Origin of the sequence: Pseudoduganella aquatica (genome assembly GCF_020865585.1) — a bacterium.
Taxonomy (GTDB): domain Bacteria; phylum Pseudomonadota; class Gammaproteobacteria; order Burkholderiales; family Burkholderiaceae_D; genus Rugamonas; species Rugamonas aquatica_A.
This window is the reverse complement of sequence record NZ_CP086370.1, coordinates 71,975-98,126: the sequence shown is the minus strand read 5'-3', so window position 1 is coordinate 98,126 and position 26,152 is coordinate 71,975. Positions and strand designations below refer to the sequence as shown.

Here is a 26,152-nt window from a genome sequence, read left to right as displayed (position 1 = left end):
ATACGTAAGAGACCATGGCAATTACGAAAGTACTTGTTTTGCAGGGACCGCTGCGCGCCAGCGGCATCAACCCTGTTACGCAGAACCTCACCAAGGACACCGAAGCGCGCCAGCTGCTCAACGTGCCTTTCGACGCCAGCCATACCATCCATGCGCTGTGCTATGTGTTCCGGGTGCAGGGCTTCAAGGTTATCTACAGCGGTTGGAACGACGACGCCGAGTGGCTCAACGCCAACCGCTCGCTGTTCGACCACCTGGTGCTGTCCGACCAGAGCAATCTGAAAACGCAGGATGTGCGCGAAGGCATGGTGCTGCCGAACAGCAAGCAGAAGCTGTACTACGGCGCCATGCGCGGCCTGCAGGCGGCCTGCGAGCTGTATGGCAAGGAGGCGCTCACGCTGCGCCTGCGCAGCGACGTGTCGGTCAATTTCACCCATGTGCTGGCCGAGTTCCGCAAGCTGCTGAGCTATCCGAAATCGGTGCTGATCGAGTATATGCACATGGATAAGCCGTACAGCATGCCGGACTTTATGAATATCGGCCACAGCGCCAGCCTGCTGGCGGTGTACCAGCATTTGTTCGAACTGTCGGCCGCGGGCCAGAGCTACCATGTGTCCTCGCACGTGGACCACAGCCTGGCCTATATGCGCCTGCAGGAGCTGGGCGTGATCTCGGACCTGATCTGCATGGAACGCGCGATGTTCGACGCCGTGGTGTGGCGCGGCGTGCCGCGCTATATGGAATCGGTGTTCCACGAGCACGCCGAGGACATGTTCTTCGGCGGCCGCGTGGAGCGCAACCCGGCCGTGTCGGTGGCCGACATCGTGGCCCGCATCCCGCCGCAATTGTCGGGACGCGACCCGGTGTAAAGCGGGAGCCGGCCGGGCTCAGCCCTCGCGCCAGCGCTCGCGCAGGAAGTAGTCCAGGTCCTCGGGAATGCCGAGGCCGTACATGCCGGCGCGGTCGCTGCCGATGTTGTAAAAGCCCAGGCGGCTGCCCTGGGCCAGCATCTCGTTGTAGGCCGGCGCCACGTAGAATTCGCCGTTCACGCGCTTGTCCTGCGCGATCATGCTGTCGGCGGCGGCCACGAAATCGGCGCCGCGGCGGAAGTTGTAGATGCCCACCGTGGCCTCGTCCGAGACCACCACTTTTTCCACCACCTCGGTAATGCGGCGCTGCGCGTCCAGGCGCACGAAGGACCATTTCGGGTCGTCCGCCGTCATGGTCATGATCAGGCCGTCCAGTTGCTCGCTTTCCATGCGCGCCAGGTAGTCGTCGATGGCGATGTCCACATACTGGTCGCAATTGGCGATCATCAGCGGCGCGTCGTTGTCGATAAAGGCGCGCGCCAGCAGCACGGTGCAGGCCGCGCCCTGCGTCACCTGGTCCACCGGCACGATGGCGCAGCCGGGCGCTATGGCTTCCAAGTGGGCCGCCAGGCCGTAGCGGTCCAGGTGGGCCTGCTGGCAGACGAAGATAAAGCGGTGCGGCTGGCCGGGGCGCAGATTGTGCACCACCAGCTCGGTCATGGTCTGCTTGCCGACCGGGATCAAAGGCTTGGGCACGCTGTAGCCGGCGTTGGCGAAGCGGCTGCCGTGGCCTGCCATGGGCAGGACGATGTTCAGCATGCCGCCTCCGGCTCGCCCAGGTATTTGTCGTCCACCGCGCCCGGCACTTTCACCACCACCGTCACCGTGTCCTCCAGCACCACGAAATCGGTCGATTCCAGCGGCTGGATCAGGATGATGTCGCCGGCCGAGAATTCCCGGCCGTTCATCTGCACGCGGCCGCTCTGGATCACGGTGATTTCCTGCGCAATCTTGTGGTAGTGGCGCTCCTCGCGGGCGCCGGCGGCGTAGGTCTTGATGGCCACTTCGGCGGCGCGGGTGGCCAGCACGGTGGGCGTGAAATCCCCCACGAACCAGCCTTTGACCATATCGGCCTGTTTGAATATTTGCATGGGATGCTCCTTAGGGCCGCAGCGAGTTTTCGTATTCTTCTATCTTCTTCGGCGTGTAGAAGGTGTGGTAGCTGCCGGGCGGCAGCGGCAGCGCTTTCAGGCGCTTGTTTTGCAGTATCAGTTCGTTCATCACCGGCGCGATGTAGAACACGCCGTCCACGCTGGCGTCCTTGGCGATGGAGCGCTGGGCCGCCTGCACGAAGTCGCTGCCGCGCGCGAAGTAGTAGAAGCCGGCGATGGCGTGGCGGCTGATGGGGTGCTTCTCCGCCGTCTCCACGATGTCGTTGCCGTTCTCCAGCCGCACATAGGACCAGCGCGGATGCAGCGAGTCGAAGGTCAGGCAGGCCGCGTCGGCCTGCTGCGCCTCGATGTCGCGCAGCAGCGCGTTCAGGTCGGCGTCGAACAGCTGGTCGCCGTTGGCGATCAGCAGCGGCTCGTCGTTGCCGATCAGGTCGATGGCCAGCAGCGCGCTGCAGGCCGCGCCCTGGGTCGGGCGCATGGTGCGGATGATCTGGCAGCCGTGGCTGTGGCCGTCGCACAGCAGGCGCACCGAGCTGTCCAGGTGGTAGCGCGAGCAGTCCTCGTCGCGCAGGATGAAGATGAAGCGCTTTTCGCGGTCCAGCGTCTGCAGGTTCTCGATCACGTGCTGCACCATGGGCTTGCCGTTGATCTCGGCCAGCGGCTTGGGATAGGGCGACGGATCCTGCTCGAAGAACACCGACTGCGCGCCCATGGGAATCAGGATGTTAAGCATGGCCGGCCTCCAGTTCCGCCAGGGTCTTGCGGATATTGCTGTAATTAACGTCGTGCACGTCGCTGACGCACATCACATGGGCGCCCGAGGCGCGCGCGGCGCGGATGCCGTTGGGGTTGTCCTCCACGATCAGGCACTGCTGCGGCGTCAGGCCGAGGCGGGCGATGGCGCTGTTGTACATGTCCGGCGCGGGCTTGGGCTGGACCGCGTCCTCGTTGGACAGGTAGAACTGCAGCAGCGGCAGCAGCGCGGTGCGCTCCATCATCAGCCCCACCGTGCTGCGCACCGAGTTCGAGCACACCGCCAGGCGGTAGCCTTCGCTTTGCAGGCGGCTCAGCGCGTACTGGTGGTGGAAGGTGGGCTTGCAGCGCGCGTGTATCAGCTCGGTGGTGTAGATCTGCTTCATGTCGTTGATGAAGCCGTGCAGGCCTTCCGGCAGGCCGCGTTCCAGCGACAGCATGCGCAGCTTGGTCTTGGTCGGCAGGCCGTCGTAGGTGACCAGGTGGTCGTGGCGGCTGATCTCCATGCCGAACAGGCCCAGCGCGCGGTTGAGCGCGTCGTAGTGCCAGTCCTTGGCCTCCACCAGCACGCCGTCCATGTCGAAGATGATGGCCTGGATTTTGTTGTTGTTGGTCATGTTGTTATGCTCGCTACCGGTCATGCGAAAAATGCCGCGGCCTCCAGGGGGAAATCGGTGCACAGGCTGAGCAGCGGATGGCGGTGCAGCCGCCAGTCGCGCAGCTGCTGCCAGCAGGCCAGGTGCGGGCGGCCGTGCAGCTCGGGCGAGACCAGGCAGACCGGCTTGCCGCGCTCCAGCCAGGCGGCGATCAGCTCGCGCCTGTACCATTCGCCGTGGAAGCAGTCCAGCCACAGGCCGGCGGCCTGTTCCTGGTAGGGCGGCGGGTTCTCGTATTCGCTGCAGCGGGTGTAGGCCGGCAGGCCGGCGCGCAGGTAGCCGAGCGCGTCCGGCACGGCCATGTCGAACACGAAAGCGCCTTCGATGGCGTGCCGCTCCAGCGCGGCGCGCACCAGCTGCTGCAGGCCGTCGGCCTTGATGTTCAGGGCCAGCGGGCGCGCCCGCGGGTGGCGCGCGCACAGCGCCAGGAAGGCGTCCAGGCTCATTTCGCCGCCGCTGGGCAGGTCGTGCGCGATGACGGCGGCGCCGCCGGCGTCGCGCACATCGGTTTCAATGCCGTGGCCGCCGGCCAGCGCGCGCTCGAAGGCTTCCAGGCTGTTTTTCTCGGCCGGCTGCAGCCAGTGGCCGCGGTGGGCGCAAAATTTCATAGGCGGAACCGGTGTTGGCTGGCTTCGACAAAGGCGAGCAGGCTGGGCCGGTAAGCGGCCATGATGTGGCGCGCGCGCTCCATCTGCTCGCCGCGCGAATTGAAGGCGCGTTCGATCTCGGCCTCGCTTTCGTCGAAGGCGAAGCCGCCGGCGCCCAGTTCGGTCGCCTCGACGTCGGCGCGGGTCCACTCCCAGTCGTGGTAGCTCAGGTGCTTGAGGATGACCACGGCGCCGCACAGCACGGCCTCGCCGTTGGTGGCGCTCACCGCGTCATAGGAATACATATAGCGGGTGCGGCGCAGGTTGGCGGCCAGCTCCTCGCGCGTGGGCGGCCAGGTGTAGGTGATGTCGACCGCGCCGGGCGGGCGCTCCAGGCAGAACTTGGCGCCCTTGCCCAGCCACAGCATGTCCTGGTCGCGCGCCGGCGCGTAGTTCGGATTGAACACGCTCAGGTCGATCGGCAGGTAGTACAGCGTATGCACCGCCTTGCTCTTGTCCATCGGGAAGGTGCGCGAGTAGTAGAGCGGGAACTCGTCGGCCGCTGTGGGCTGGTTTTCGCGCCCCAGCACGTAGCGCACCAGGCGCTTGGCGTTGAAGGGGTTGCCGATCACGCCGTCCGAGCTGATGACGATGGATTCCTCGTTGATGCGGTCCCAGTGCTCGGGGAACAGGCCGTTGATCACGGGCGTGTTGAGCGCCGGGTTGACCAGCGGCTCGCCCGGCGGACTGAGGTTGGACGTGAGCATGAGCTTGGCGTCGAAGCCCAGTCCGTTGAGTTCGTGGCACAGGTGGTGCATCACGCGCACGCCGGCGCTCACGCAATAGCTCGGCGTGAGGATGACGTAGGGCCGGGTTCTCATGCCGCCTCGTCCTCCTTGTTGTTGCTGCGCAGCAGTACGCCGGTGGCTTGCGACACCACGGACTGGATCGCTTCCAGGTCGAACTTGCTCTCCTGGATATGCTTGCGCACGCTGCCCAGGAACCAGACCATGGTGGTCAGCTTGCTGGCCAGCTGCTCCTCGGCGGCGGCGCGGTCGGGCAGGTACTCGCCGCGCTCGAGCGCGTCGGTGTACAGCTGCAGCCAGTCCAGGTTGCAGCGGATGCGGGTGCTTTCGGCGCGCTGGTCCTGGCCGCCGTGCAGGCGGAAGTAGCTCAGCGTTTCCGGCAGGTAGACCGCGTCGTGGTTGCGCAGCACGGTCAGCCAGGTGGCCACGTCGGACAGCGCGGTGTACTGGCGGCCCGCGTAGACGCCGAACTCGCGTTCCAGCGCGCTGCGGCGCACCAGCACCGTGGTCGGCTCGCCGATGATGTTGTTGCCGTCGGTGAGCAGCATGCGGCCCAGCGAGGCGCCGGTCACGCGCGCCTCGGTCTCGAACAGGCGCTCGGTGCCGGGTATCGGCGGAATGTCGTTGCCGGCCGCGTCGATCAGCTGGCGGAAGGAGGTCACCAGGCCCAGCGTGGGATCGGTCAGCATGAAGGACATCATGCGCAGGATCTTGGCCGGGTGGAACAGGTCGTCATCCATCAGGTAGTTGACGTAGTCGCCGCGCGAATGGCGGAAGCAGTTGCGGCCGTTCTCCATCGCGTTGTAGCCCGGCACCCGGTAGTAGCGGATATTCGGGTGCTTGGCCAGGTAGGGCGCGAAGCGGGCGCGCGTCAGCTCGTCGTCGCTGTTGTCGCTGACGATGATCTCGATATGCGGATAGGTCTGCGCCAGCGCGCTTTGCAGCGCCAGTTCGGCGTAGTCCGGCCGGTTGTGCGTGGGCAGCAGGATGGACACCAGCGGCAGGCCGTTGATCACCGGCGGCGGCGCGGTCTTGACGGCGATGTCCTTGAAGCGCTGCTCCAGGTCGCGCACAAAGCGCTCGCTGTCGAACAGCGGCGTGGTCATGCGGTTGTCGGCCAGGCGCTGGCGCAGCTCGGCGCTGTAGGCGCGGTCGTTGCCCAGGCGGATGGCCAGCGCCTCGTAGTCCTCCATCTTGTGCGTGACCAGCTCCGGCAGGCCGATGGCGTGCAGCAGGCTGCCCGCCATGCGCGAGGAGAAGGTGCGGCCGGCGCAGGTGAGCACCGGCAGGCCGGCCCACAGCGCGTCGCTGGCGGTGGTGCCGCCGCCGAAGGGGGCGGTGTCGAGGAACAGGTCGGCCACCTGGTAGCGCGCCAGGTATTCGGCCGGCACCACGCGCTCGGCGAACAGCAGGCGCTCGGTGGCGACGCCCAGTTGCTCGGCGTGGCGGCGCAGGTTGGTGCGCACCACCGGGCTTTCCGCCACCAGCCACAGCACGCTGCCCGGCACCGCCTTCATGATGCGCATCCAGCTCTCGAACACGTCCGGCGTGATCTTGAAGGTGTTGTTGAAGGCGCAGAACACGTACGCGTCTTCCGGCAGATTGCAGGACGCGCGCGTGGGCGTGGGGCCGATCTGGCGCTGGCGGTCGTTGATCTGGAAGGTGTGCGGCATGTGCAGCGGCTTTTCGGTGAAGAAAGGCTCGAGCTCGGGCGGCAGCACGAAGGGATCCGAGATCACGTAGTCGATTTCCGGCAGGCCGGTCGGGCCGGGCAGGCCCAGCCAGGTGACCTGCACCGGGGCCGGGCGGTAGGACAGGATGTTGTGGCGCGCGTTCAGGGTCAGGCCGTGCAGGTCGACCAGGATGTCGATCTCGCAGGAGCGTATCAGGCGCGCGGCCTCCTCGTCGGACAGGCCGCCGATGCGGATATGGTGGTCCATGCCGGCGATCACGCGGGCGCGCAGCGGCGAGCCGTCCTCGTGGCTCCAGTCGAAGGCGAACACCTCGAACTGGCTGCGGTCGTGCAGGCCGTACAGCTCGGCCGTCAGGATGGACACCGCGTGCGAGCAGAAGTCCGACGACAGGTAGCCGATGCGCAGGCGCTCGTGCACATAGCCGCCGGTGGCCAGCGGGTCCACGCCCTTGAGCACTTTTTCCTCGACATAGCGGCTCGAGGCGTGCAGCTGCATGGCCGGGTCGGGTGAGCCGCTCAGCATGGCCAGCGCCGAGGTGCCGTCCATCAGCACCTTCTTCTTGATGCCGATGGAGGTGTCGTACACCGGCCAGTTGCACTGCTTCTGGCGCAGGTGCACCCAGTGCGTGATGACGTTGCGCTGGTTGGGATCCAGGCGCAGGCTTTCGGCCAGCGCCTTCTCCGCCTCCGGCAGGCGCTTGAGGATTTCCTGCAGGCGGCCGAGATTGTTCAGCGCCTGCACCCGCAGCGCGCGCGTGGGCGGGGTGTTGGCCGGCGACAGGTCCACCGCCTTGCGCCACAGCTCCAGCGACTCCTCGGGGCGCTTCATGCGCTCGAGCAGCGTGCCCAGGTTCAGGTAGCCCTCGACGAACTGCGGGTTCTGCGTGATGGACAGGCGGTAGGCGGCTTCGGCCGCCGCCTCGTCCACGTTCACCAGCAGCACCGCCAGGTTGAAATTGGCGGCGTAGGCCAGCGGCGAGGGCGTGTTGTCCAGCCACAGGCGGTACAGCTGGATGGCCAGCGCGGGCTGGCCGGCTTCGGAGATGCGGCCCGCCATGTCGAACAGGCCGGTGATGGAAAGGCTGCCTTGTCCGGCCTCGGTGAACGCCTGCTGGGCGGCGTCGGCCAGGTTGGCGGGGGCGGCGGTGTGCGGTGTGCTGGCCATAAAGTCTCGTTGCTTAAGTAAGGTATCAGTCCAGGTAGCGCATGGTGGCGCGCTGCAGCGCGTCGTCCAGCGCCGGCGACATCTGGTGCAGCGGGTTCGATTCCATGGCGCCGCTCTCGGTGACCCGGCTCATGATTTTCGGGAAGTAGCTCTGCTCGGGGTCGATCGACACGATGAAGGCGGCCGGGCCGGGCGCGTCGAACAGCGCGGCGAAGTCGGCGCTGCCGTCGAAGTCCTTGCCGATGCGCAGGGCCGGCACGTTCCAGGCCTTGAACAGCTGCTCCCAGTCCGGCAGGCCGAGGCCGGAATTGATGTCGCAGCCGATGTAGCTGCCGCCGAAGTAGTTCTTCTGCGTCATGCGGATCGAGGCGTAGCCGTTGTCGTCGAAGATGAACATTTTCAGGTTCAGCTTGTTGACGGCGGCGGTGCCGATTTCCTGCAGGTTCTGCGCGAAGCCGCCGTCGCCCTCCACCAGCAGCGTGCGGCGATCCGGATGCGCCAGCGCCGCGCCGATGGCGCCGGACAGGCCGTAGCCCATCGAGGCCAGGCCCTTGTTGGTGACGATGGTCTGGCCGCGCTGCTGGGCGAAGGTCTGCATCATGACGGTGAAGGCGCCGCCGCTGCTGCACGGGATCACCACGTCGTCCGCATGGCAGCGGCGCGACAGCTGCTCCACGAAGCGGTACGGCGAGATATAGGCCTCGCCGGTGCTGTTCTGTTCAATCAGCGGCAGCGCCGCCTTCACTTCGCGGCAGTAGGCCAGCCAGTCGCCGTGCTCGCCCAGGTCCTGCTGCGCCAGCGCCAGCAGCAGGCTGTTGGCGTCCGCGTGGATGGGGTGCTCGACGCGCGGATGGCCTTTTTCCAGCTCGGCCAGGTCGCAATCGACATGCACCACCTGGCCCTTGGGCACGAACTGCTGCCAGTTGAAGCCGGTCTGCTGCATGCCCAGGCGGGTGCCCATGGCCAGCAGCAAATCGCTTTGCTGCAGCAGCAGGTTGGCGTAGCGCTGGCCCCAGGTGTTGGGACGGCCGAAATAGTTCGGATGATCGGCGGCGATGCGGTCGGCCGCGTTCCAGGTGGTGGTCACCGGCAGGCCCATGGCGGCGAAGCGGTCCTGCAGCGCTTGCGCGGTGGCGCGCGACACGCCGCCGCCCAGCAGCAGCAGCGGGCGCTGCGCGGCGCGGATTTTCGCGGCCAGCTCGGCGATCACGGCGTCGCTGGCCTGCGGCAGCGCCGGCGGCACGGGCGGGGCCAGCTGTTCGAGTTCGGCGCGGTCCACGCTGCGGCCCTGGATGTCGAGCGGCAGCTCCAGGAAGACCGGGCCTTTGCGGCCGTGGTTGGCGTCCAGCACCAGCTGTTCCATGCGCGCGCGCGAGACCGGCTCGTCCAGCAGTTCGGCCACGCTGCACACCGGGCGGGCGATGGCCACGCCGTCGATTTCCTGGATGCCGCGCTGGCGCAGCGTGCCGCGCGACAGGTCGGCGGTCTTGACCTGGCCGCCGATCACCAGCAGCTCGCGGCTTTCCAGGAAGGCGCCGGCCAGGGCCGTCACCAGGTTGGTCATGCCGGGGCCGGCGGTCACCAGGGCGAAGGCTTTCGAGCCGTCCGTGCTGGCTTCGTTAAAGTACTCGGCGGCCACGCCGGCCGCCACTTCATGGATCACCGACACCATCTTGAAATGCTTGGCGCTGCTGGCCAGCAGGTGCATGATATTGCCGCCCGCCACGTAGAAGCAGTGGGTGTAGCCCATGCTCTTGAGCCATTCGGCCATTAAGTCGCTGTATTTCATGTCGGTCCTTGTTTATTTGGTGAGTACGCCGGCGATGTAGTCAGCCGTGCGGGAAATTTGTTCGTCCAGCGCCATGGGGCGCAGGCCCAGCATGGCTTCCAGCGCGGCGATGCCGGCGCGTTCGCCCACGTAGCGGTCGGCCGGCAGCGCCGGGTCCAGCGCGGCGCGCGCGGGCGCGGCCTGCTTGCCCAATACCGAGGCCACGCGGCGCGCCAGCGGCTCCAGCTCCACCACCTCGTCGGCCGCCGTGTCGAAGCGCAGCACGGGGGCGGCGTCCGCACGCAGCAGCAGGCCGAAGCACAGCTCAAGCAGGTCGCCGATGTAGTAGTAGGAGCGCAGCACCGGGCGGCGCGCGTTGATGGTGATGCCGCCATCTTCCTTGAGCAGCTGGGCAATGAAGGAGGCCAGCGCGTAGGCGTCGAATTTATTGATGCAGGGGCCGGCCAGGTTGAACACGCGCGGCAGCACCAGGCGCGCGCCGTGCTGCTTGCAGGCGGCCGCGAAGGCCAGTTCGTCCTCGTGCTTCAGGCGGCCGTACAGCACCGCGTTGGGATTGCGCGCCGCCGCCAGTTCCGGGTCTTCCAGGCCGCGCAGGTAGTCGTACACGGCGCCGGAGGAGGGCACCAGCGCGGCCTGCACCGCGCCTTGCGCGATCCAGCCCAGCACGGCGTTGCGGATGGCTTCGTTGCGCGCCACGTAGTCGTCCGCGCTCATGCCCTGCACCTTGTCCATGGTCAGGAAGGCGTAGTGGCAGACCAGCAGCGGCGTGTTGGCGGGCGGCGTCCAGTCCAGCAGCGGGGACACCGGCACGGCGTGGCCGTCCAGCTCCAGGCTGGCGGCGCGCGAGCCGAGCGCGGTCACGCGGCTAGCGAAATCCTCGCCCAGCGCATGGCGCAGCACGGCCAGCGTGGCGCGGCCCAGCCAGCCGTTGGCGCCGGTGACGACAAAGTGCCACGGCGCGGCGCGCAGGGCGGCCGCCAGCGGCGCACTGAGCGCCAGCGATGGGGCCAATGACGGCGCCAGGGACGGGGCCAAAGCGGCCGCCGGTGCGGCGGCGGGCGGGGCGGTGTTGCCGGCCATGGTCAGGCCGAGCCGGAGGCCTGCGCCAGCGCGGCGCGGAAGGCTTGCAGCAGCATGGCGCGGCTGGCGTCCGTCTTCGGCAGCTCCATGCGCACCAGGTAGCCTTGCGTGTCCGGCACGATGACGGCGTAATGGCTCTGGCTGTGCTTCTTGTCCGCTTCGAAGCGGCGCAGCAGGTCGTCCACGGCCACCTGGGCGATCTGGGCCGGCAGCTGCGGCAGCGCGCCCAGCAGGCCGGTCATATGGCGCTCCAGCTGCGCCACGCGTTCGGGCACGGCGGCATAGTGATTGTTCAGGCGGGCGAAATGCAGCGAGGCCAGCACGCCTATGCCCACGGCGATGCCGTGCGGGATGGCGAAGTCGCAGGCGCTTTCGATGGCGTGGCCAAAGGTGTGGCCGTAGTTGAGCAGCAGGCGTTCCTTGTGGTCGTGCTCGTCGATCTCGATAAACCAGCGCTTGGTCTGCAGCGACAGGCGTATCACATCCTGCAGCGTGTCGGCGCTGCTGGCGGCGCTGGCGTTCAGGGCCAGGTAGTCGCCGAAGGCGCTGCCGGTGTGGGCAAAGCAGATCTTCACCGCCTCGCACAGGCCGGCCACGCGCTGCTCGGTGTTGAGCGTGGCGGCAAAAGCCATGTCGATGACGACGTTCTGCGGCGGGTAGAAATTGCCGATCAGGTTTTTATAGCTGCCCACATTGATGGAGGACTTGCCGCCTATGCAGGAGTCCACCATGCCCAGCAGGGTGGTGGGCAGGTAGTTCCATTGCAGGCCGCGCATATACACCGAGGCCACGAAGGTGGCGATGTCCTGGATCACGCCGCCGCCCACGGCCAGCAGCCGGGTCTTGCGGTTGGCGCCGAATTCGCGCATGGCCACGATGATGTCGCCCATGCGGTCCAGGCTTTTCGCCGTTTCGGTGGCCTCGATGGCGATCACCTTCAGGCCCTGGGCGCGGTAGGCGTCGGCGAAGAACTGGTCGCACAGCACGATCTGCTGGGACGGATCGCCCTGCTCGTCGGCGGACAGGCCGCCGCCGATGCGCACCGCGTAGTCGCCGGCGCTGGAAGCGATCTTAAAGTAGTCGGACATGGCTGAAACCTAGGTCGGCCGCAATGAACTGGCCGGTGATGCCGGTGTTTTGCGGCGAGCACAGGAAGAGGGCCAGCTGGCTCACGTCTTCCAGTGCCGGGAGTTGGTTGAAATACGTGGCGCCGCTGAGCTTTTCCAGCTGGGCCGGGGCCACGTTCTTGCGCGTCATGGGGGTGTCCAGCGCGCCGGGCAGGATGGCGTTGATCAGCATGCCTTCCTTGGCCAGGTCGGCGCTGGCCGACAGCACCAGGCCTTGCAGCGCTGCCTTGCTCATGCAGTAGGACAGCTTGTCCTGGCGCGCCAGGTTCTGCCAGATGGAGCTGATCACGCACAGGCGCGCGCGCGGCGCGAGCAGCTTGTGTTCCAGCAGCCATTTCATGGTGGCCAGGATGTACAGGCAGTTGGCCTGGTACAGGGCCAGGTGGGCGTCCAGGTCCACGTTGTAGACGTTGTCGGTGCTGTTGGCGCCTTGCGCCCACACCACGGCGGTGTAGGGGCCGCCTTCGCGCAGCGCGGCCTCGGCCGTTGCGGTGGCGGCGAAGGGATCGTAGGCCAGGGTGCGGATGGCGTCCCAGGCCGGATCGAAATCGTCGCCGCCGCCGCTGCGCGACACTGCGGTGACCTGCCAGCCCGCGCCGGCGCAGCGCGCCGCGATGGCCGAACCTATGGCGCCGGTGGCGCCAAAGACCAGCGCGCGCGGCGGCGCGCCCGTAGCGTGGGTGGCGGCCGTCATGCTCAGGTGTTCAGCACTTTCCAGCGCGCTTCCAGCATGTCGATGCGTTTCGCATCTTCGCGCTCGATGAAGCCGTAGTAGTCACGCTTGTTCTGCAGCCACAGCAGTTCGAAATGCACGGCCTGCAGCAGGCCCTTGTCCATGTTCGGATTGTTGGCGGCCGCGCCTTCGAAGATCACCTTGCGGGTTTCGAAGCGGGTCAGGTGCACGGCGGCCATGCGGCGCAGCGCCGGCAGCGAGTCCATCGACACGCCGCCGCCCACCACCAGGTGCAGGTTCTTCTGCTTGCACACTTCGGCGGTTTTCAGGATGTAGTCGGTGATCTGGTCGTCGTTGATGTTGTCGCGGCTCAGGCCGGCCGAACCGGAGAAGTCCACGCGGCCGAACACGATGCCTTCCACGCCGCCCGGTGCGGACGCCACGCGGGCGATCTCGTCGAGGTGGCCGAAGGTCGACAGGGTTTCCAGGTTGAACAGGAAATCGGTGTCTTCCTGCTCTTCTTCGGTGTAGACCTTGTTCTTCGCTTCAATGAACTTGGACAGCGCGTACGGGGTTTCCACCATAGGCGCGATGATGTAGTCCACGCCCAGCTGGCGGCTTTCCAGCAGGTCGCGCACGGCTTCGCAGCCGCCGATCTTCAGGCCGATCTTCAGTTCGGCCTTGCGCGCGATGTCCATCAGGCGCAGCAGTTCGTCGATACGGGTGCCCTCGGCTTCAAACTCGGCCTTGACGGCCTTGTAGCCGAATTCGTCACGGCCGCGTTTCAGGATGTCCAGCATCTGACGTTCGCGTTTATTCATTTGTTCACTCCTCCAGATTTAGGCAAGATTGCCGAGTATGTCTCTGATCAGTCTGACTGCGCGCTGCCCTTGCCGTCATTGACCGTAGTCATTAAATGCCCTGTTTGACTGCTATTGTAGCTCGCAGGCAGCGGGCCGCATAAGGGAAGCTGCGCCCGCATGGCCCTTCATTTCAGGCTTTGGTCAGAAACCAACGCCGAAGAACTCTTCCAGCTTGGTGGCCGCGTATTCCAGCATCTCGCGCGACAGGCCGGGATAGACGCCGATCCAGAAGGTGTCGTTCATCACGCGGTCGGTGTTGACCAGTTCTCCGGACACACGGTAGTTGCGGCCGATCATGTAAGGCTGGCGCGTCAGGTTGCCGGCGAACAGCAAACGGGTGCCGATCTTGTGCTGGTCCAGATAGGTCAGCAGGTCCACGCGCGAGACGTTCGCTTCCGGTTTCAGCGTCATCGGGAAGCCGAACCACGACGGGTCCGAATTCTCGGTCGCTTCCGGCAGGATCAGGAACTCGGTGCAGGTCTGCAGGCGTTCCTTCAGGAAAGCGAAGTTGTCCTTGCGGGCCTGGATGAAGCCGTGCGCGCGGTCGATCTGGGCCAGGCCGCAGGCCGCCTGCATGTCGGTGATCTTCAGGTTGTAGCCCAGGTGGCTGTAGGTGTACTTGTGGTCGTAGCCTTCCGGCAGCGTGCCCAGCTTCCAGCAGAAGCGCTTGTTGCAGGTGTTGTCCTTGCCCGGCGCGCAGTAGCAGTCGCGGCCCCAGTCGCGGAAGGACTCGGCGATCATCTTCAGCTCGGCGTTGTTGGTGAACACCGCGCCGCCCTCGCCCATGGTGATGTGGTGGGCCGGGTAGAAGGACATGGTGCCGATGTCGCCGAAGGTGCCGACCATCTTGCCGTCATAGGTCGAGCCGAGCGCGTCGCAGCAGTCCTCGATCAGCCACAGATTGTACTTTTTGCACAGCTTGACGATGACGTCCAGGTTGTACGGGTTGCCCAGCGTGTGGGCCAGCATGATGGCCTTGGTTTTCGGGCCGATGGCCGCTTCCAGCTGCGTCACGTCGATATTGTAGGTGCCCAGCTCCACGTCCACGAACACCGGCACCGCGCCGAATTGCAGGATGGGGTTGACGGTGGTGGGGAAGCCCGCCGCCACGCCGATCACCTCGTCGCCCGGCTGGATGGCGCGCGGGCCGAGCTTGGGCGAGGTCAGCGTGTTGAACGCCACCAGGTTGGCCGAGGAGCCGGAGTTGACGGTGATCAGGTGCTGCACGCCGATCAGCTTGGCCAGCTTGGCTTCGAACTGGTCGTTGAAGCGGCCGGTGGTCAGCCAGGCGTCCAGCGAGGCGTGCACCATCAGTTCCATTTCCGGCGCGCCCACCACCTTGCCGGCCGGCGGAATGACGGTCACGCCCGGCTCGAAGGGCTTGGGTTCGCTGGCCAGGGCGCCGTACTGGGCCACCAGCTGGATGATCTGCTCGCGCAGCTGTTCTTTGTTTGGGGTGTCGCTCATGGTATTCGTCTTTAAATGTCGGTGTTTTGGTAAGCGGCGATCTGCGCCAGCGTCAGCGCGCGCATGTCGCTGCCGGCCGGGTTGGCCGCGTAAGCCTGGTGCCAGGCCACGATCTGGTCTATCGTGTGGGCCAGGTTCCAGCGCGGCTGCCAGTTCAGGCGGCTGCGCGCCTTGGAGCAGTCCAGCTTGAGGTAGGTCGCCTCGTGCGGCTGCGGCGCGCCGTCCAGCTGCCAGGAGGCGCCGTCGCCCCAGCTGGCGCACAGGCGGCTGATAATCCATTCCACCGGGCGCGCGTCGGCGTCGTGCGGGCCGAAGTTGAAGCCTTCGGCGTAGGCCGCGCCATGCTGGTACAAATGCTCGGCCAGGGTCAGGTAGCCCGACAGCGGTTCCAGCACGTGCTGCCAGGGGCGGATGGCGTGCGGGCTGCGGATCTGCACCGGCCGGCCGGCCGCGATGGCGCGCACCATGTCCGGGATCAGCCTGTCCTCGGCCCAGTCGCCGCCGCCGATCACGTTGCCGGCGCGGCCGGAGCCCAGCGCCACGCCGTGCTCGGCATGTTTTTCAGGATTGAAATAGGAGCTGCGGTAGGCGCTGGTGACCAGTTCCGCGCAGCCTTTGCTGTTGCTATAGGGATCGTAGCCGCCCATGGGCTCGTTCTCGCGGTAGCCCCACGGCCATTCCTGGTTCTCGTAGCACTTGTCGCTGGTGACGTTGACCACCGCGCGGATGGACGGGGTGGCGCGCACCGCCTCGTAGAAATGCACCAGGCCCATCACATTGGTGGAGTAGGTTTCCACCGGATGGGCGTAGGAATAGCGCACAAGCGCCTGGGCCGCCATGTGGATGGCGATGTCCGGCTTGGCCGCCTGCATGGCGGTGCGCAGCGCGTCGGCGTCGCGGATGTCGCCGGTGAAGGAGCACATGCCTTGCTGGACGCAAGCCACGTTGAACAAGCTGGGTTCGCTGGGCGGCGGCAGGGAGAACCCGGTGACTTCCGCGCCCAATTGCTGCAGCCACAGGCTGAGCCAGCTGCCCTTGAAGCCGGTGTGCCCGGTCAGGAAGACGCGCTTGCCTTGCCAGAATGCAGCATTCATGGCCAGCGTTTCCACGGCGCCTGGCCGCTTTGCCACAGTTCTTCCAGGTGCACCTTGTCGCGCAGCGTGTCCATGGGCTGCCAGAAGCCGTGGTGCAGATAGGCGTCGATCTGGCCGTCGCGGGCCAGGCCTTCCATCGGCTCGCGCTCCCAGTAGGTGCCGTCCTCGGCGATGCGGTCGATCACCTTGGGCGACAGCACGAAATAGCCGCCGTTGATCCAGTTGCCGTCGCCCTGCGGTTTTTCCTTGAAGCGCTCGATGCGCTGGCCGTCGATGTCGATGGCGCCGAAGCGGCCCGGCGGCTGCACCGCCGTCATGGTGCCCAGCTTGCCGTGCGCCTGGTGGAAGCGGATGCTGGCGCCGATGTCCACGTCGGACACGCCGTCGCCATAGGTGAAGCAGAACGCTTCCTCGTTTTCCACATACTTCTTCACGCGGCGCAGGCGGCCGCCGGTCTGCGTGCTTTCGCCGGTGTCGACCAGGGTGACTTTCCACGGCTCGGCGTGGCGCTCGTGCACTTCCATCGAATTGGCCTGCAGGTCGAAGGTGACGTCCGAGGTGTGCAGGAAGTAGTTGGCGAAGAATTCCTTGATGATGTAGCCCTTGTAGCCGCAGCAGATCACGAAGTCGTTGATGCCGTGCGCCGAGTAGCTTTTCAGGATGTGCCAGAGGATGGGCTTGCCACCGATCTCGACCATGGGCTTGGGTTTGACCGTGGTCTCTTCACTGAGCCGCGTACCCAGACCGCCGGCGAGAATGACAGCTTTCATGTTGCTCCCTCGTTATTTTGTTCAATATACAGGCGGCGTTCCACCGGAAGCCATAGTATGGGCCAGCCGCAGGGTATTCTAAACCAGAAGATGAGGGGTGGGGAGGGGCTAATTGCTTTAAAGGATGATAGTGTTGCCCGCCTGCTAGCCCGGGAGCGGGCATGAAAAAAGGGCCGGTCCCTGGCGGGGCCGGCCCTGGCTGCTGGCGGATTGGCGTATCAGCTCTTGCCGCCCGGCGCGGCCAGCCAGCCGTGCTGCTGGCTTTCCTTCCAGCGCGCGTCCGGACCGGACGGCGCCATCTGGCCGGCGGCGCCGTGGCCCGTGTACTGGCGCAGCGCGTCGGCCATGGCCTGGATGTTGTGCGGCAGGGCCTGCGCCGTCGCCGAGGCCGCACCCGAACCCGGCATGGCGGGCAGGGCAGGCTGGCCGGCGGCGGCAGCGCCGGCGGCGGCGTTGTAGCTGGCCATGATCTGCGTCAGGCTGCTGACCTGGCCGGCCAGGCCGCCCTTGGCGCGGAACCACACGTCGGCGGTGGCGTGTTCGCTGCCGTCGCTGCTGGTGTAGCTCGACGCCATGCCGAGGATGTTGCCGTTCTGCGTGGCGGCGCCCGCCTTGCCGGTGGTGCTGATGCTGGCGATGTGCAGGCTGTCCAGCGTCTTCAGCTCGTCCTGCTGGCTCACGCCGTCGGCATTGCCGTCCACCCACACGCGCAGCGCGCCGTAGGCCGCGTCGGCCGGGGTGATGGCGCCGTCGCCGTTGTCGTCCAGCTCGGCCAGCGCGGCATAGCCGTCCCTGGCCTTGCCGCCGCCCGCCAGGCGGGTGGCGTCGCCGAACAGCTCGCCGCCGTCGTTGATCACGCCGTCGTGGTTGCGGTCCAGGGCCAGCAGGCCGTCCCGCGCATTGACCCAGCCGGTGGCCACGGCCGTGCCGGCGGCGCGGATGTCGAACTGCACGCCGGCCGTGATGGCCAGCGTCTGCACGCCGTCGCCGTCCAGGTCCAGCACCAGCGGCGAGGCGATGAAGCCGCCCGCCATCTGCTGGTCGGTGGACATGGCGTTGATCTGGTCCACGCTGAACTGGTTCAGCTGGAAGGCGCTCATGGCGGCGATGTCGTTGGTTTCCAGCGCCATCACCTGGGTGGTGGTCAGCGTGGTCAGCGCCAGCGTGCTCAGCGCGGCGGCCTGGATGGTGGTGATGCCGGCCACTTGCGCCGTGCTCAGCGCCAGAACCTGGCTCGCTTTCAGCGCCTGCAGCTGGGCCGCCGTCAGCGCGTCGAGCTGGGCCAGCGGCAGCGCCGAGATCTGGCTGGTGGTGAAGGCCGCCACCTGGGCGCCGGTGAAGGCGGCCATTTGCAGGTCGTCCAAGGCGGCCAGCTGCTCGTTGCCCAGCGCGGTCACCTGGCTGATCTTCAGCGTGGACAGCTGGGCCGTGTTCAGGCCCGGCATTTGCGTATCGGCCAGGTAGCCCAGCTGGGCCACGCTCAGGTTGCTGATCTGCGAAGTGCTCATGGCCGACAGCTGCTCGGTGGTGAGCGCGCCGATATGGTCGATGGTCCACACCGCCAGCTGCGCGTTCTTCAGGGCCAGCACCTGCTGGGTTTCCAGCGCCGCCACCTGGGCGCCGCTGAAGGCCACGATCTGGGTGTTGGTCAGCGCCTGCAGCTGGGCCGAATTCAGGCTCACCAGCTGGCTGTCCAGCAGCGCGCCTATCTGGTCCACGCTGAGCGAGGTGATCTGGCTCAGCTTGATGGCGGCGATCTGGTCCGGGCTCAGCGCCTGCAGCTGGCCGTTGGACAGCGCCGGCAGCTGGGCCGTGGTGAGGTAGCCGATCTGCAGCGTGCCCAGCGCGCCGATCTGCACGGTGTTCAGCGCGAACATCTGGTCGGCGGTGAGGGCGGCCAGCTGCAGGCTGCCCAGGGCCGGGATCTGGGTGGTGCTCAGCGCCGGAATCTGGGTCAGCGCCAGGCTGGTGATCTGCAGCGTGCTCAGCGCGGCGATCTGCGCCGTGCCCAGCCGCTGCAGCTGGTCGGTGGCCAGCGTGGACAGCGTGCCCAGGTCGATGGCGCGCACCTGCGCGCTGCTCAGCGCGTCGAGCTGGGTGGTGGTCAGCTCGGCCAGGTTGGCGGTGTCGAGCGAGGCGATTTGCAGCGTGCTCAGCGCGCGCACCTGCTGCGTGCCCAGGGCCGCCACTTGCACGCTGTTGAGCGCCAGGAACTGGTCGCTGTCGAGCTGCGCCACCTGGCGCGTGGTCAGCGCGGCCAGGTCGGCCGTCTCCAGCGCCGCCAGCTGGGCCGGCGTCAGGCTGTTGAGCTGGGCGCTGGTCAGCACGGCGGCCTGCGCGGTGGTCAGCGCGGCGATGTCGGCGGCGCTGAAGCCTTCGCTGAGCTGGATGGTGCTCAGCGAGGCCAGCGCCACGGTGTTCAGCGCGCTGACCTGGGTGGTGTCGAACAGGTCGATCTGCGCGGTGCTCAGGCCGCTCAGCTGCACACTGCCCAGCGTGGCGACCTGCAGGGTGTTGAGCGCGGCCAGCTGGCTGTCGAGCAGGCCGGCCACCTGGCTGCTGCGCAGCGCGGCGATGGCGCTGCTGCCCAGCGAAGCGAACTGCGCGGCGTCCAGGCCTTCGGTCAGCTGCGCCAGCGTCAGCGCGGCGATGGCCTGGGTGGACAGGGCCTGCAGCTGCGCCGTGTTCAGCGCGGCGATCTGCGCCGTGGCCAGGCCGGCCACCTGCGCCGTGGCCAGGCTGGCGATCTGGCCGCTGCCCAGCGCCGCCAGCTGCACGGCGTCCAGGTTCTGCAATTGCGTGCTGCTCAGCGCGGCCAGCGCGGCGGTGGACAGCGCCGCCACTTGCGTGCTGGCCAGGGCCTGCAGGAAATCGCTGCCCAGCGCGCCCAGTTGCAGCGTGCTCAGCGCGTTCAGGTCCGAGGTTTCAATGGCGGCCACCTGCAGCGCGCTCAGCGCGGCCAGCTGGCTGTCGGCCAGCGCGCGCACCTGGGCGGTGGTCAGCGCGGCGACCTGGTCGGTGCCCAGGCCGTCGGCCAATTGGCTGGTGGTGAGCTGGCTGATCAGCGCGGTGCTCAGCGCCGCCACCTGGCGCGTGGCCAGCGCCGCGATCTGGCTGCTGGCCAGGGCGGTGAACTGGCTGCTGCGCAGGGCGTTCAGGTCCGAGGTTTCCAGCGCGGCCATCTGGCTGTCGTCGAGCAGCGCGAGCTGCTCCAGGCTCAGGCTGGAGACCTGGGCCGTGCTCAGCGCGGCGATCTGGTCGCTGCCCAGCAGCGCCACCTGCTCGCTGGCCAGGGCGTTCAGCTGCAGCGTGGTCAGCTGCGCCACCTGGGCCGTGGCCAGGGCCAGGATGTTGTCGCTGGACAGGGCGGCGATCTGGTGCGTGCCCAGGGCGCGCAGGTCCGCGCTTTCCAGCGCGGCCACCTGCTCGCTCGACAGCGCGGCGATCTGGTCGGTGTCCAGCGCGGCCGCCTGCTCCGTGGTCAGCGCGGCGATCTGGCTGGTCAGCAGATAGGCCAGCTGGGCGCTGCCCAGGGCCAGCACCTGCGCCGTGCTCAGGCGCGCGAAGTCCACGGTTTCGAGCGCGGCCACCTGGTCGCTGGTGAGCAGGGTCAGCTGCTCCAGGCCCAGGTTGGCCACTTGCAGCGTGGTGAGGCCGGCGATTTGCGCGGTGGTCAGCGCTTGCAGCTGTTCGCTGGTCAGCGTGGCGATCTGGGCCGTGCCCAGGCGCGCCAGCTGCCAGGTGGTCAGCGCGGCGATCTGTTCGCTGCTCAGGCTGCTGGTCTGGCTGGTGCGCAGCGCGGCCAGGTCGGCCGTTTCCAGCAGGCGGATCTGGCTGGTGCTCAGCAGTTGCAGCTGGTCGGTGGCCAGCCCGGCCGCCTGCGCGGTGGTCAGCGCGGCCAGGTGGGCCGCGTCCAGCGCCAGGATCTGCTCGCTGGACAGGCCGTTCAGCTGGCTGCTCGACAGGGCCGCGAAATCGCGCGTTTCCAGCGCCAGCAGCTGGGTGGTGCTCAGCGACTGCAGCTGGTCGGTGGTGAACGCGCCCACTTGCGCCGTGGTCAGCGCCACGATCTGGGCCGTGTTGAAGGCGCCCATCTGGTCGGCCGCCAGGCCGGACAGCTGCGCCGTGCTCAGGCTCTGGATCTGGTAGGTGGTCAGCACGCTGATCAGGTTGCTGGTCAGCGCCATGTTGGGGCTGCTGCGCAGCGCCACCAGGTCGGCCGTTTCCATGGCGCTCAGCTGGTCGGTGCTGAGGGCCTGCAGCTGCTCGGTGGTCAGCGCGGCGGCTTGCGCCGTGGTCAGCGCCACGATCTGGTCGGTGGTCAGGGCGGCAATCTGGTCGCTGGCCAGCGCCACGATCTGGCTGGTTTTCAGCGCGGCGAAGTCCGCCGTTTCTATCGCCTGCACCTGGTCGCTGGCCAGGGCCTGCAGCTGGGCCGAGTTCAGGCCGGTGATCTGCGCGGTGGTCAGCGCTTCGATGCGGCTGGTGCTCAGCGTGGACAGCTGGGCCGTGGTCAGCGCGGCCACTTGCGGCGCGGTCAGGCTTTGCAGTTGATCGTCGCTCAGGGCGGCCAGCTGCGCGCTGCTCAGCACGGCGATCTGGCTGGTTTTCAGCGCGGCCAGGTCGGACGTTTCCAGCATGCGGATCTGGTCGCTGCTCAGCACCAGCAGCTGCGCGCTGCTCAGCGCGCCGGCCTGGGCCTGGGTCAGCGCGGCCAGCTGCACGCTGTTCAGCGCGGCAACCTGGTCGGTGGTCAGGGCGGCGATCTGGCTGGTTTTCAGCACGGCCTGGTCCTGGGTTTCCATGGCGGCCAGCTGGTCGCTGCTGAGGGCGGCGATCTGCGCGGCGCTCAGCGACAGCGCCTGCAGCGTGGTCAGCGCGGCGATCTGGCTGGTCAGCAGGGACTGCACCTGCGTGGTGCTGAGCACGGCCAGTTGCAGCGAGGTCAGCGATTGCAGCTGGCTGTCCTGCAGCGCGTTCAGCTGGGTGCTGCTCAGGCTGGCGATCTGGTTGGCGCGCAGTTGCAGCATGTCCACCGTTTCCAGCGCGCGGATCTGGTCCGTGCTCATGACGGCCAGCTGCGCCGTCGACAGGATGCCGATCTGCAAGCTGGTCAGCGCGGCCACCTGGGCCGTGCTCAGGGCGGCGATATGCTCGGTGGTCAGCGAAGCCATCGGCCCCACTTTGAGCGCGGCCAGGTCGGCCGTTTCCAGCGCGGCGATCTGGGCGGTCGACAGCACCGCCAGCTGGCTGCTGGTCAGCGAGCCGGCCTGCAGCGAGGTCAGGGCCTGGATATGGGCCGTGTCGAGCTGGGCGATCTGGGTGCTGCTCAGCACCGCCACCTGGGTGGCTTTCAGGCTGGCGAAGTCGTCCAGTTCCATGGCCGCCAGCTGCGTGCTGCTCAGGGTCAGGATCTGGCGCGTGGTCAGGCTGCCGACCTGCAAGGTGGTCAGCGCCACGATGTGCGCGCTGTTCAGCCCGGCCAGCTGCTCGCTGCCCAGGGCCGCCACTTGCGGCGCTTTCAGGGCCTGCACCTGCACCGTGTCGAGCGCGGCGATCTGCACGCTGGACAGGGCGGCGATCTGCACGGTCTTCAGCGCGCCCAGGTCTTCGCTTTCCAGCGCGGCGATCTGGCTGGTGAGCAGGGCAGCCAGCTGGCGCGTGGTCAGCGAGGACGCTTGCGCGGTGGTCAGCGCGGCCAGGTGGACGCTGTCGAGCGAGGCCATCTGTTCGGTGGTCAGCGCGGCGATCTGGGTCACTTTCAGGCGCGCGAAGTCGGCCGTCGCCAGCGCGGCGATCTGGGCCGTGGTCAGCGCCGCGATCTGTGCCGTGGTGAAGGCGCCCAGCTGCGAGGTGTTCAGGCCGGCCAGCTGGGACGAGCCGAGGGCGGCCAATTGGGCGCCGCTCAGGCCGGCCAGTTGCAGCGAGGTCAGCGCGGCCAGCTGGGTGCTGCTCAGCGCCACCAGCTGAGTGGTCGACAAGCCGGCCAGCTGCGCGGTGCGCAGCGCGGCCAGGTCGCCGGTTTCCAGCGCCAGGATCTGGTCGGTGGACAGCGCCGCCAGTTGCGCGGTGCTCAGCGCGGCGGCCTGCACGGTGGTCAGCGCGGCGATCTGGTCGGTGCTCAGCAGGGCGGCCTGGGCCGTGGTCAGGGCCAGCAGCTGGGTGGTTTTCAGGCTGGCGAAATCTTCGGTTTCCAGCGCGGCCAGCTGGTCGCTGCCGAGGGCGGCGATTTGCGCGCTGCGCAGATTGGACGCTTGCAGCGTGCTCAGCGCGGCGATCTGCCTGCTGTCGAAGGCGCCCAGCTGCGCCGTGCTCAGGGCGGCCAGCTGCTGGGTGCCCAGCGCGCGCACTTGCTGGGTGTTCAGCACGGCCAGGCTGTCGTTGCCCAGCGCGGCGATCTGATGGGTCTTGAGCGCGGCCAGGTCATTGCTTTCCAGCGCGGCCGCTTGCACGGTGCTCAGCGCGGCTACTTGCTGGGTGGTCAGCGCGCCGGCCTGCAACGTGGTCAGCGCGGCGATCAGGACGGTGTTCAGCGCGGCCAGCTGGACGCTGCCCAGGGCGGCGATCTGCTGGGTTTTCAGGCTGGCCAGGTCCTGCGTTTCCAGCGCGTTCAGCTGGTCGCTGGTGAGCGCCGCCAGCTGGCGGGTGCCCAGGGTGGAGGCCTGCAAGGTGGTCAGCGCCACGATCTGGTCGCTGCCCAGCGCCTGCACCTGCTGCGAAGTGAGCGCGCCCAGCTGCAGCGAGCCCAGGGCCTGCAATTGCACATTGTTGAGCGCGGCCAGCGCGGCGGTGGACAGGCTGGCGATCTGCTGGGTTTTCAGCGCGGCCAGGTCGCTGCTCTCCAGCGCTGCGGCCTGGTCGGTCGAGAGGGTGGCGATCTGCTGCGTGCCCAGTCCGGCGGCCTGGGCCGTGGTCAGCCCGGCGATCTGGTGCGTGCCCAGCGTGGCCACTTGCGTGCTGGTGAGCGCGGCCAGCTGGCTGGTTTTCATCAGCGCCAGCGTGGCGCTGGACAGCGCGGCCAGTTGCGTGCTCAGCAGGGCGGCGACTTGCTGCGTGGTCAGCGCGGCGGCCTGGTGGCTGCGCAGGCCGGCCACCTGGTCGGTGGTCAGCGCCTGCACTTGCGCCACGCTCAGCTGGACGATCTGGGTGGTGCTCATGGCGCCCAGCTGCGAGGTGTTCAGGTTGCCGATGGCGCCGGTGTTGAGCGCGGCCAGCTGGTGGGTTTTCAGCGCGGCGAAGTCGGCGCTTTCCATGGCGGCCAGCTGCGTGGTGCTGAGCGCGCGCAGCTGCGCCGTGGTCAGCGCGGCGGCCTGGGCGGTGGTCAGCGCGGCGATCAGCTCGGTCGACAGCGCGGCCATCTGGGCCGTGGTGAAGGCGGCGATCTGCGCGGTTTTCAGGGCGGCCCAGTCGCGCGTTTCCAGCGCGTTGACGTGGCCGGTGTCGAGCGCGGCCAGCTGGCGCGTGCTCAGCGCGCCGGCCTGCAAGGTGGTCAGCGCGGCCACCTGCACGCTGTCGAGCGCGTTCAGCTGGGCGCTGGTCAGCGCGCCTATCTGCAGGGAGTTGATCAGCACCAGCTGGGACGTGCCCATGGCGGCGATATTGTCGGTGGACAGGGCGGCGATCTGCTGCGTTTTCAGCGCGGCCAGCTCGGCGCTGTTGAAGGCGCTCAGCTGGGCGCTGTCGAGCGCGCCCAGCTGCAGCGAGGTCAGCGCGCCGACCTGCAAGGTGGTCAGCGTGGACAGCAGCGTGCTGCCCAGCGCGGCGATCTGGGCCGTGTTCAGGGCCGCGATCTGGCTGGTTTTCAGGCTGCGCCAGTCCGACGTTTCCAGCGCATTCAGCTGGTCCGAGGACAGCGCCAGCAGCTGCTGGGTGGTCAGCGCGCCGGCCTGGGCGCTGTTCAGCGCAATGATGAGGTCGGTCGACAGGGCGGCAATCTGCACGGTATTGAACGCGGCGATCTGCAGCGAGTGCATCTGGGTCCAGTCGCGCGTTTCCAGGGCGTTCAGCTGCACGGTGCTGAGCGCGCCCAGCTGGCGCGTGGTCAGGCCGCGCGCCTGCATGCTGCTGAGCGCCACGATCTGGTCGGTGCCCAGCGCCTGCACCTGCGTGCTGCTCAGCGCCGCCACCTGCACGCTGGCCAGCGCCGCCAGCTGGGCGTCGCTCAGCGCGGCGATGGCGGCGGTGTTGAAGGCGGCCAGCTGCTGCGTCTTCAGCGCGGCCAGGGTGGAAGTGGACAGCGCGGCGGCCTGCCAGCTGTTCAGGGCCAGCAACTGGCGCGTATCCAGCCCGCCCAGCTGCACGGTCTTCAGCGCGGCCAGCAGCTGGGTGTCCAGCGATGCCACCTGGGCCGTGCTCAGGGCTGACAGCTGGGTCGATTTCAGGGCGGCGAAGTCCGCCGTCTCGAATGCCGCCAATTGCGTGCTCAGCAGCGCGGCGATCTGGCGCGTGGCCAGCGAGGACGCTTGCGCCGTGCTCAGCGCGGCCAGTTGCATGCTATTGAGCGCGCGCACCTGGGTGGTGGTCAGCGCCGCCAGTTGCAGGCTGTTCAGCTGCGCCAGCTGGCGCGTGTCGAGCGCGTCGATGGCGGCCGTGTTCAGCACCGCCACCTGGGCGGTTTTCAGCGCGCCGAAGCCGGCCGTGCTGAGCGCGGCCAACTGGTCGGAATTGAGTATGGCAACTTGCTGGGTGGACAGGGAGCCGGTCTGCAGGGTGGTCAGCGCGGCCAGCTGGGTGCTGCTGAATGCGCCCAGCTGGGCGCTGCTGAAGGCGTTCAGCTGCGCGCTGGTGAGTGCGGCCACGTCGGTGGTCTGCAGGGCGGCGATGCGGCTGGTCGACAGCGCCGACAGCAGCGCGGTCGACAGCGCCGCGGTCTGGGCGGTGGAGAGCGCGGCCAGGTGGGCGTCGTCCAGCGCATTGGCTTGCTGCGCGTTGAGCGCATTGAGCTGCTGCGAGGTCAGCGCCGCGAAGTCGTTCGTTTCCAGCGCGTTGAGCTGGGTGCTGGTGAAGGCGTTCAGCTGGCGCGTGGTGAAGGCGGCGGCCTGGGCAGTGGTGAGGGCGGCGAACTGGCTGCTGTCGAGCGCGGCCAGCTGGGCCGTGTTCAGCACCGCGATCTGCAGGCCTTTGAGCGCGGCGATGTCGCCGGTTTCCAGGCTGGAGAACTGGGCTGCGCTGAGCGCGCCCACCTGCTGCGTGGTCAGCGCGGCCAGCTGGGCCGTGTTCAGGCCGTCCACCAGCTGGGTGGTGCTCAGGCCGGCCAGCTGGCTGCTGGAGAAGGCCTGGATCTGCAGGGTGGAGATGCCGCCCAGCTGCCCGGTGTTGATGGCGCTGATGGTGGCGTTGGGCAGGACGCGCAGCTGGATGGCGGTCAATGCCCTCAATTGCGTGGTGCTGAGCGCCTGCAGTTGCTCCGTGGTGAGGACGAGCATATCCGACGTCGCCAGCAAGGCGATCTGGGCCGTCGACAGCGAGGCAACTTGGGTGGTGCTTAAACCGAGTAATATTGAGGGCATTTTAAAATCTCTCCTGGCAGCAATATATCTTAACCGCAATTGCGCCGTATTTGAGAACTGGTAGGTAAAAGTAGTTTAAATCTTGGTCTGGAAACAATGACTTAGCGTGCATCTATTAACAAAATTCATAGACACCGGA

Annotated in this window: 17 protein-coding genes; 1 reads left to right on the top strand and 16 read right to left on the bottom strand. The window is 67.6% G+C overall.

Translation table 11 applies throughout. The features are described from left to right. Window positions 1–14: 14 nt before the first annotated feature. Window positions 15–869 carry a hypothetical protein gene (locus KT882_RS00370; protein WP_161074323.1) on the top strand — a complete coding sequence of 285 codons (855 nt, stop codon included), beginning with the start codon at window positions 15–17 and terminating at the stop codon, window positions 867–869. Between the two features lie 18 nt (window positions 870–887). Here the strand turns inward: KT882_RS00370 and KT882_RS00365 are convergent, their stop codons facing one another. The 16 genes from KT882_RS00365 to KT882_RS00290 all read right to left on the bottom strand — a co-directional run bounded on the left by KT882_RS00365 (window position 888) and on the right by KT882_RS00290 (window position 26,013). Beyond that, a complete protein-coding gene (locus KT882_RS00365; protein WP_161074324.1) occupies window positions 888–1,628 on the bottom strand; it encodes a glycosyltransferase family 2 protein in 741 nt (246 codons plus the stop codon). Further along, the gene (locus KT882_RS00360) at window positions 1,622–1,960 is read right to left on the bottom strand and encodes a cupin domain-containing protein (RefSeq protein ID WP_161074325.1); all 339 of its coding nucleotides are present in this window, start codon (window positions 1,958–1,960) and stop codon (window positions 1,622–1,624) included. The genes KT882_RS00365 and KT882_RS00360 overlap by 7 nt, the downstream gene beginning before the upstream one ends. A gap of 10 nt (window positions 1,961–1,970) precedes the next feature. Then, the gene (locus KT882_RS00355; protein WP_161074326.1) at window positions 1,971–2,714 is read right to left on the bottom strand and encodes a glycosyltransferase family 2 protein; all 744 of its coding nucleotides are present in this window, start codon (window positions 2,712–2,714) and stop codon (window positions 1,971–1,973) included. After that, on the bottom strand, window positions 2,707–3,351 hold the full coding sequence (locus tag KT882_RS00350; RefSeq protein WP_161074327.1) for an HAD family hydrolase: 645 nt from the start codon (window positions 3,349–3,351) through the stop codon (window positions 2,707–2,709). Before KT882_RS00350 ends, KT882_RS00355 begins: the two co-directional genes overlap by 8 nt. 20 nt (window positions 3,352–3,371) lie before the next feature. Continuing rightward, complete coding sequence (locus tag KT882_RS00345; protein ID WP_228894093.1) at window positions 3,372–3,998, bottom strand: PI-PLC domain-containing protein; 627 nt, start codon at window positions 3,996–3,998, stop codon at window positions 3,372–3,374. Next, window positions 3,995–4,858 carry a hypothetical protein gene (locus KT882_RS00340; RefSeq protein WP_161074329.1) on the bottom strand — a complete coding sequence of 288 codons (864 nt, stop codon included), beginning with the start codon at window positions 4,856–4,858 and terminating at the stop codon, window positions 3,995–3,997. Before KT882_RS00340 ends, KT882_RS00345 begins: the two co-directional genes overlap by 4 nt. Further along, window positions 4,855–7,641 (bottom strand): O-linked N-acetylglucosamine transferase family protein, encoded by a 2,787-nt coding sequence (locus KT882_RS00335; protein WP_161074330.1) that lies wholly within the window; start codon window positions 7,639–7,641, stop codon window positions 4,855–4,857. The genes KT882_RS00340 and KT882_RS00335 overlap by 4 nt, the downstream gene beginning before the upstream one ends. Window positions 7,642–7,666: 25 nt before the next feature. After that, window positions 7,667–9,430: a thiamine pyrophosphate-binding protein gene (locus tag KT882_RS00330; RefSeq protein ID WP_161074331.1), complete on the bottom strand. Its 1,764-nt coding sequence runs from the start codon at window positions 9,428–9,430 to the stop codon at window positions 7,667–7,669. 12 nt (window positions 9,431–9,442) lie between these two features. Then, window positions 9,443–10,510: an NAD-dependent epimerase/dehydratase family protein gene (locus KT882_RS00325; RefSeq protein WP_228894092.1), complete on the bottom strand. Its 1,068-nt coding sequence runs from the start codon at window positions 10,508–10,510 to the stop codon at window positions 9,443–9,445. Between the two features lie 2 nt (window positions 10,511–10,512). Further along, the gene (locus KT882_RS00320; RefSeq protein WP_228894091.1) at window positions 10,513–11,598 is read right to left on the bottom strand and encodes a 3-dehydroquinate synthase; all 1,086 of its coding nucleotides are present in this window, start codon (window positions 11,596–11,598) and stop codon (window positions 10,513–10,515) included. Then, the gene (locus tag KT882_RS00315; RefSeq protein ID WP_228894090.1) at window positions 11,582–12,331 is read right to left on the bottom strand and encodes an SDR family NAD(P)-dependent oxidoreductase; all 750 of its coding nucleotides are present in this window, start codon (window positions 12,329–12,331) and stop codon (window positions 11,582–11,584) included. Before KT882_RS00315 ends, KT882_RS00320 begins: the two co-directional genes overlap by 17 nt. A gap of 2 nt (window positions 12,332–12,333) precedes the next feature. Next, window positions 12,334–13,131 (bottom strand): aldolase/citrate lyase family protein, encoded by a 798-nt coding sequence (locus KT882_RS00310; RefSeq protein ID WP_161074335.1) that lies wholly within the window; start codon window positions 13,129–13,131, stop codon window positions 12,334–12,336. A 183-nt stretch (window positions 13,132–13,314) separates the two neighbouring features. Continuing rightward, entirely contained in the window at window positions 13,315–14,640 is a 1,326-nt protein-coding gene (rfbH, locus tag KT882_RS00305; RefSeq protein WP_161074336.1) for a lipopolysaccharide biosynthesis protein RfbH, read from the bottom strand. An 11-nt stretch (window positions 14,641–14,651) separates the two neighbouring features. Then, window positions 14,652–15,734 (bottom strand): CDP-glucose 4,6-dehydratase, encoded by a 1,083-nt coding sequence (gene rfbG / locus KT882_RS00300; protein ID WP_228896813.1) that lies wholly within the window; start codon window positions 15,732–15,734, stop codon window positions 14,652–14,654. Beyond that, complete coding sequence (gene rfbF / locus KT882_RS00295) at window positions 15,731–16,504, bottom strand: glucose-1-phosphate cytidylyltransferase (RefSeq protein ID WP_161074337.1); 774 nt, start codon at window positions 16,502–16,504, stop codon at window positions 15,731–15,733. The genes rfbG and rfbF overlap by 4 nt, the downstream gene beginning before the upstream one ends. Before the next feature lie 218 nt (window positions 16,505–16,722). Then, entirely contained in the window at window positions 16,723–26,013 is a 9,291-nt protein-coding gene (locus KT882_RS00290) for a hypothetical protein (protein ID WP_228894089.1), read from the bottom strand. Between the last annotated feature and the right edge of the window lie 139 nt (window positions 26,014–26,152).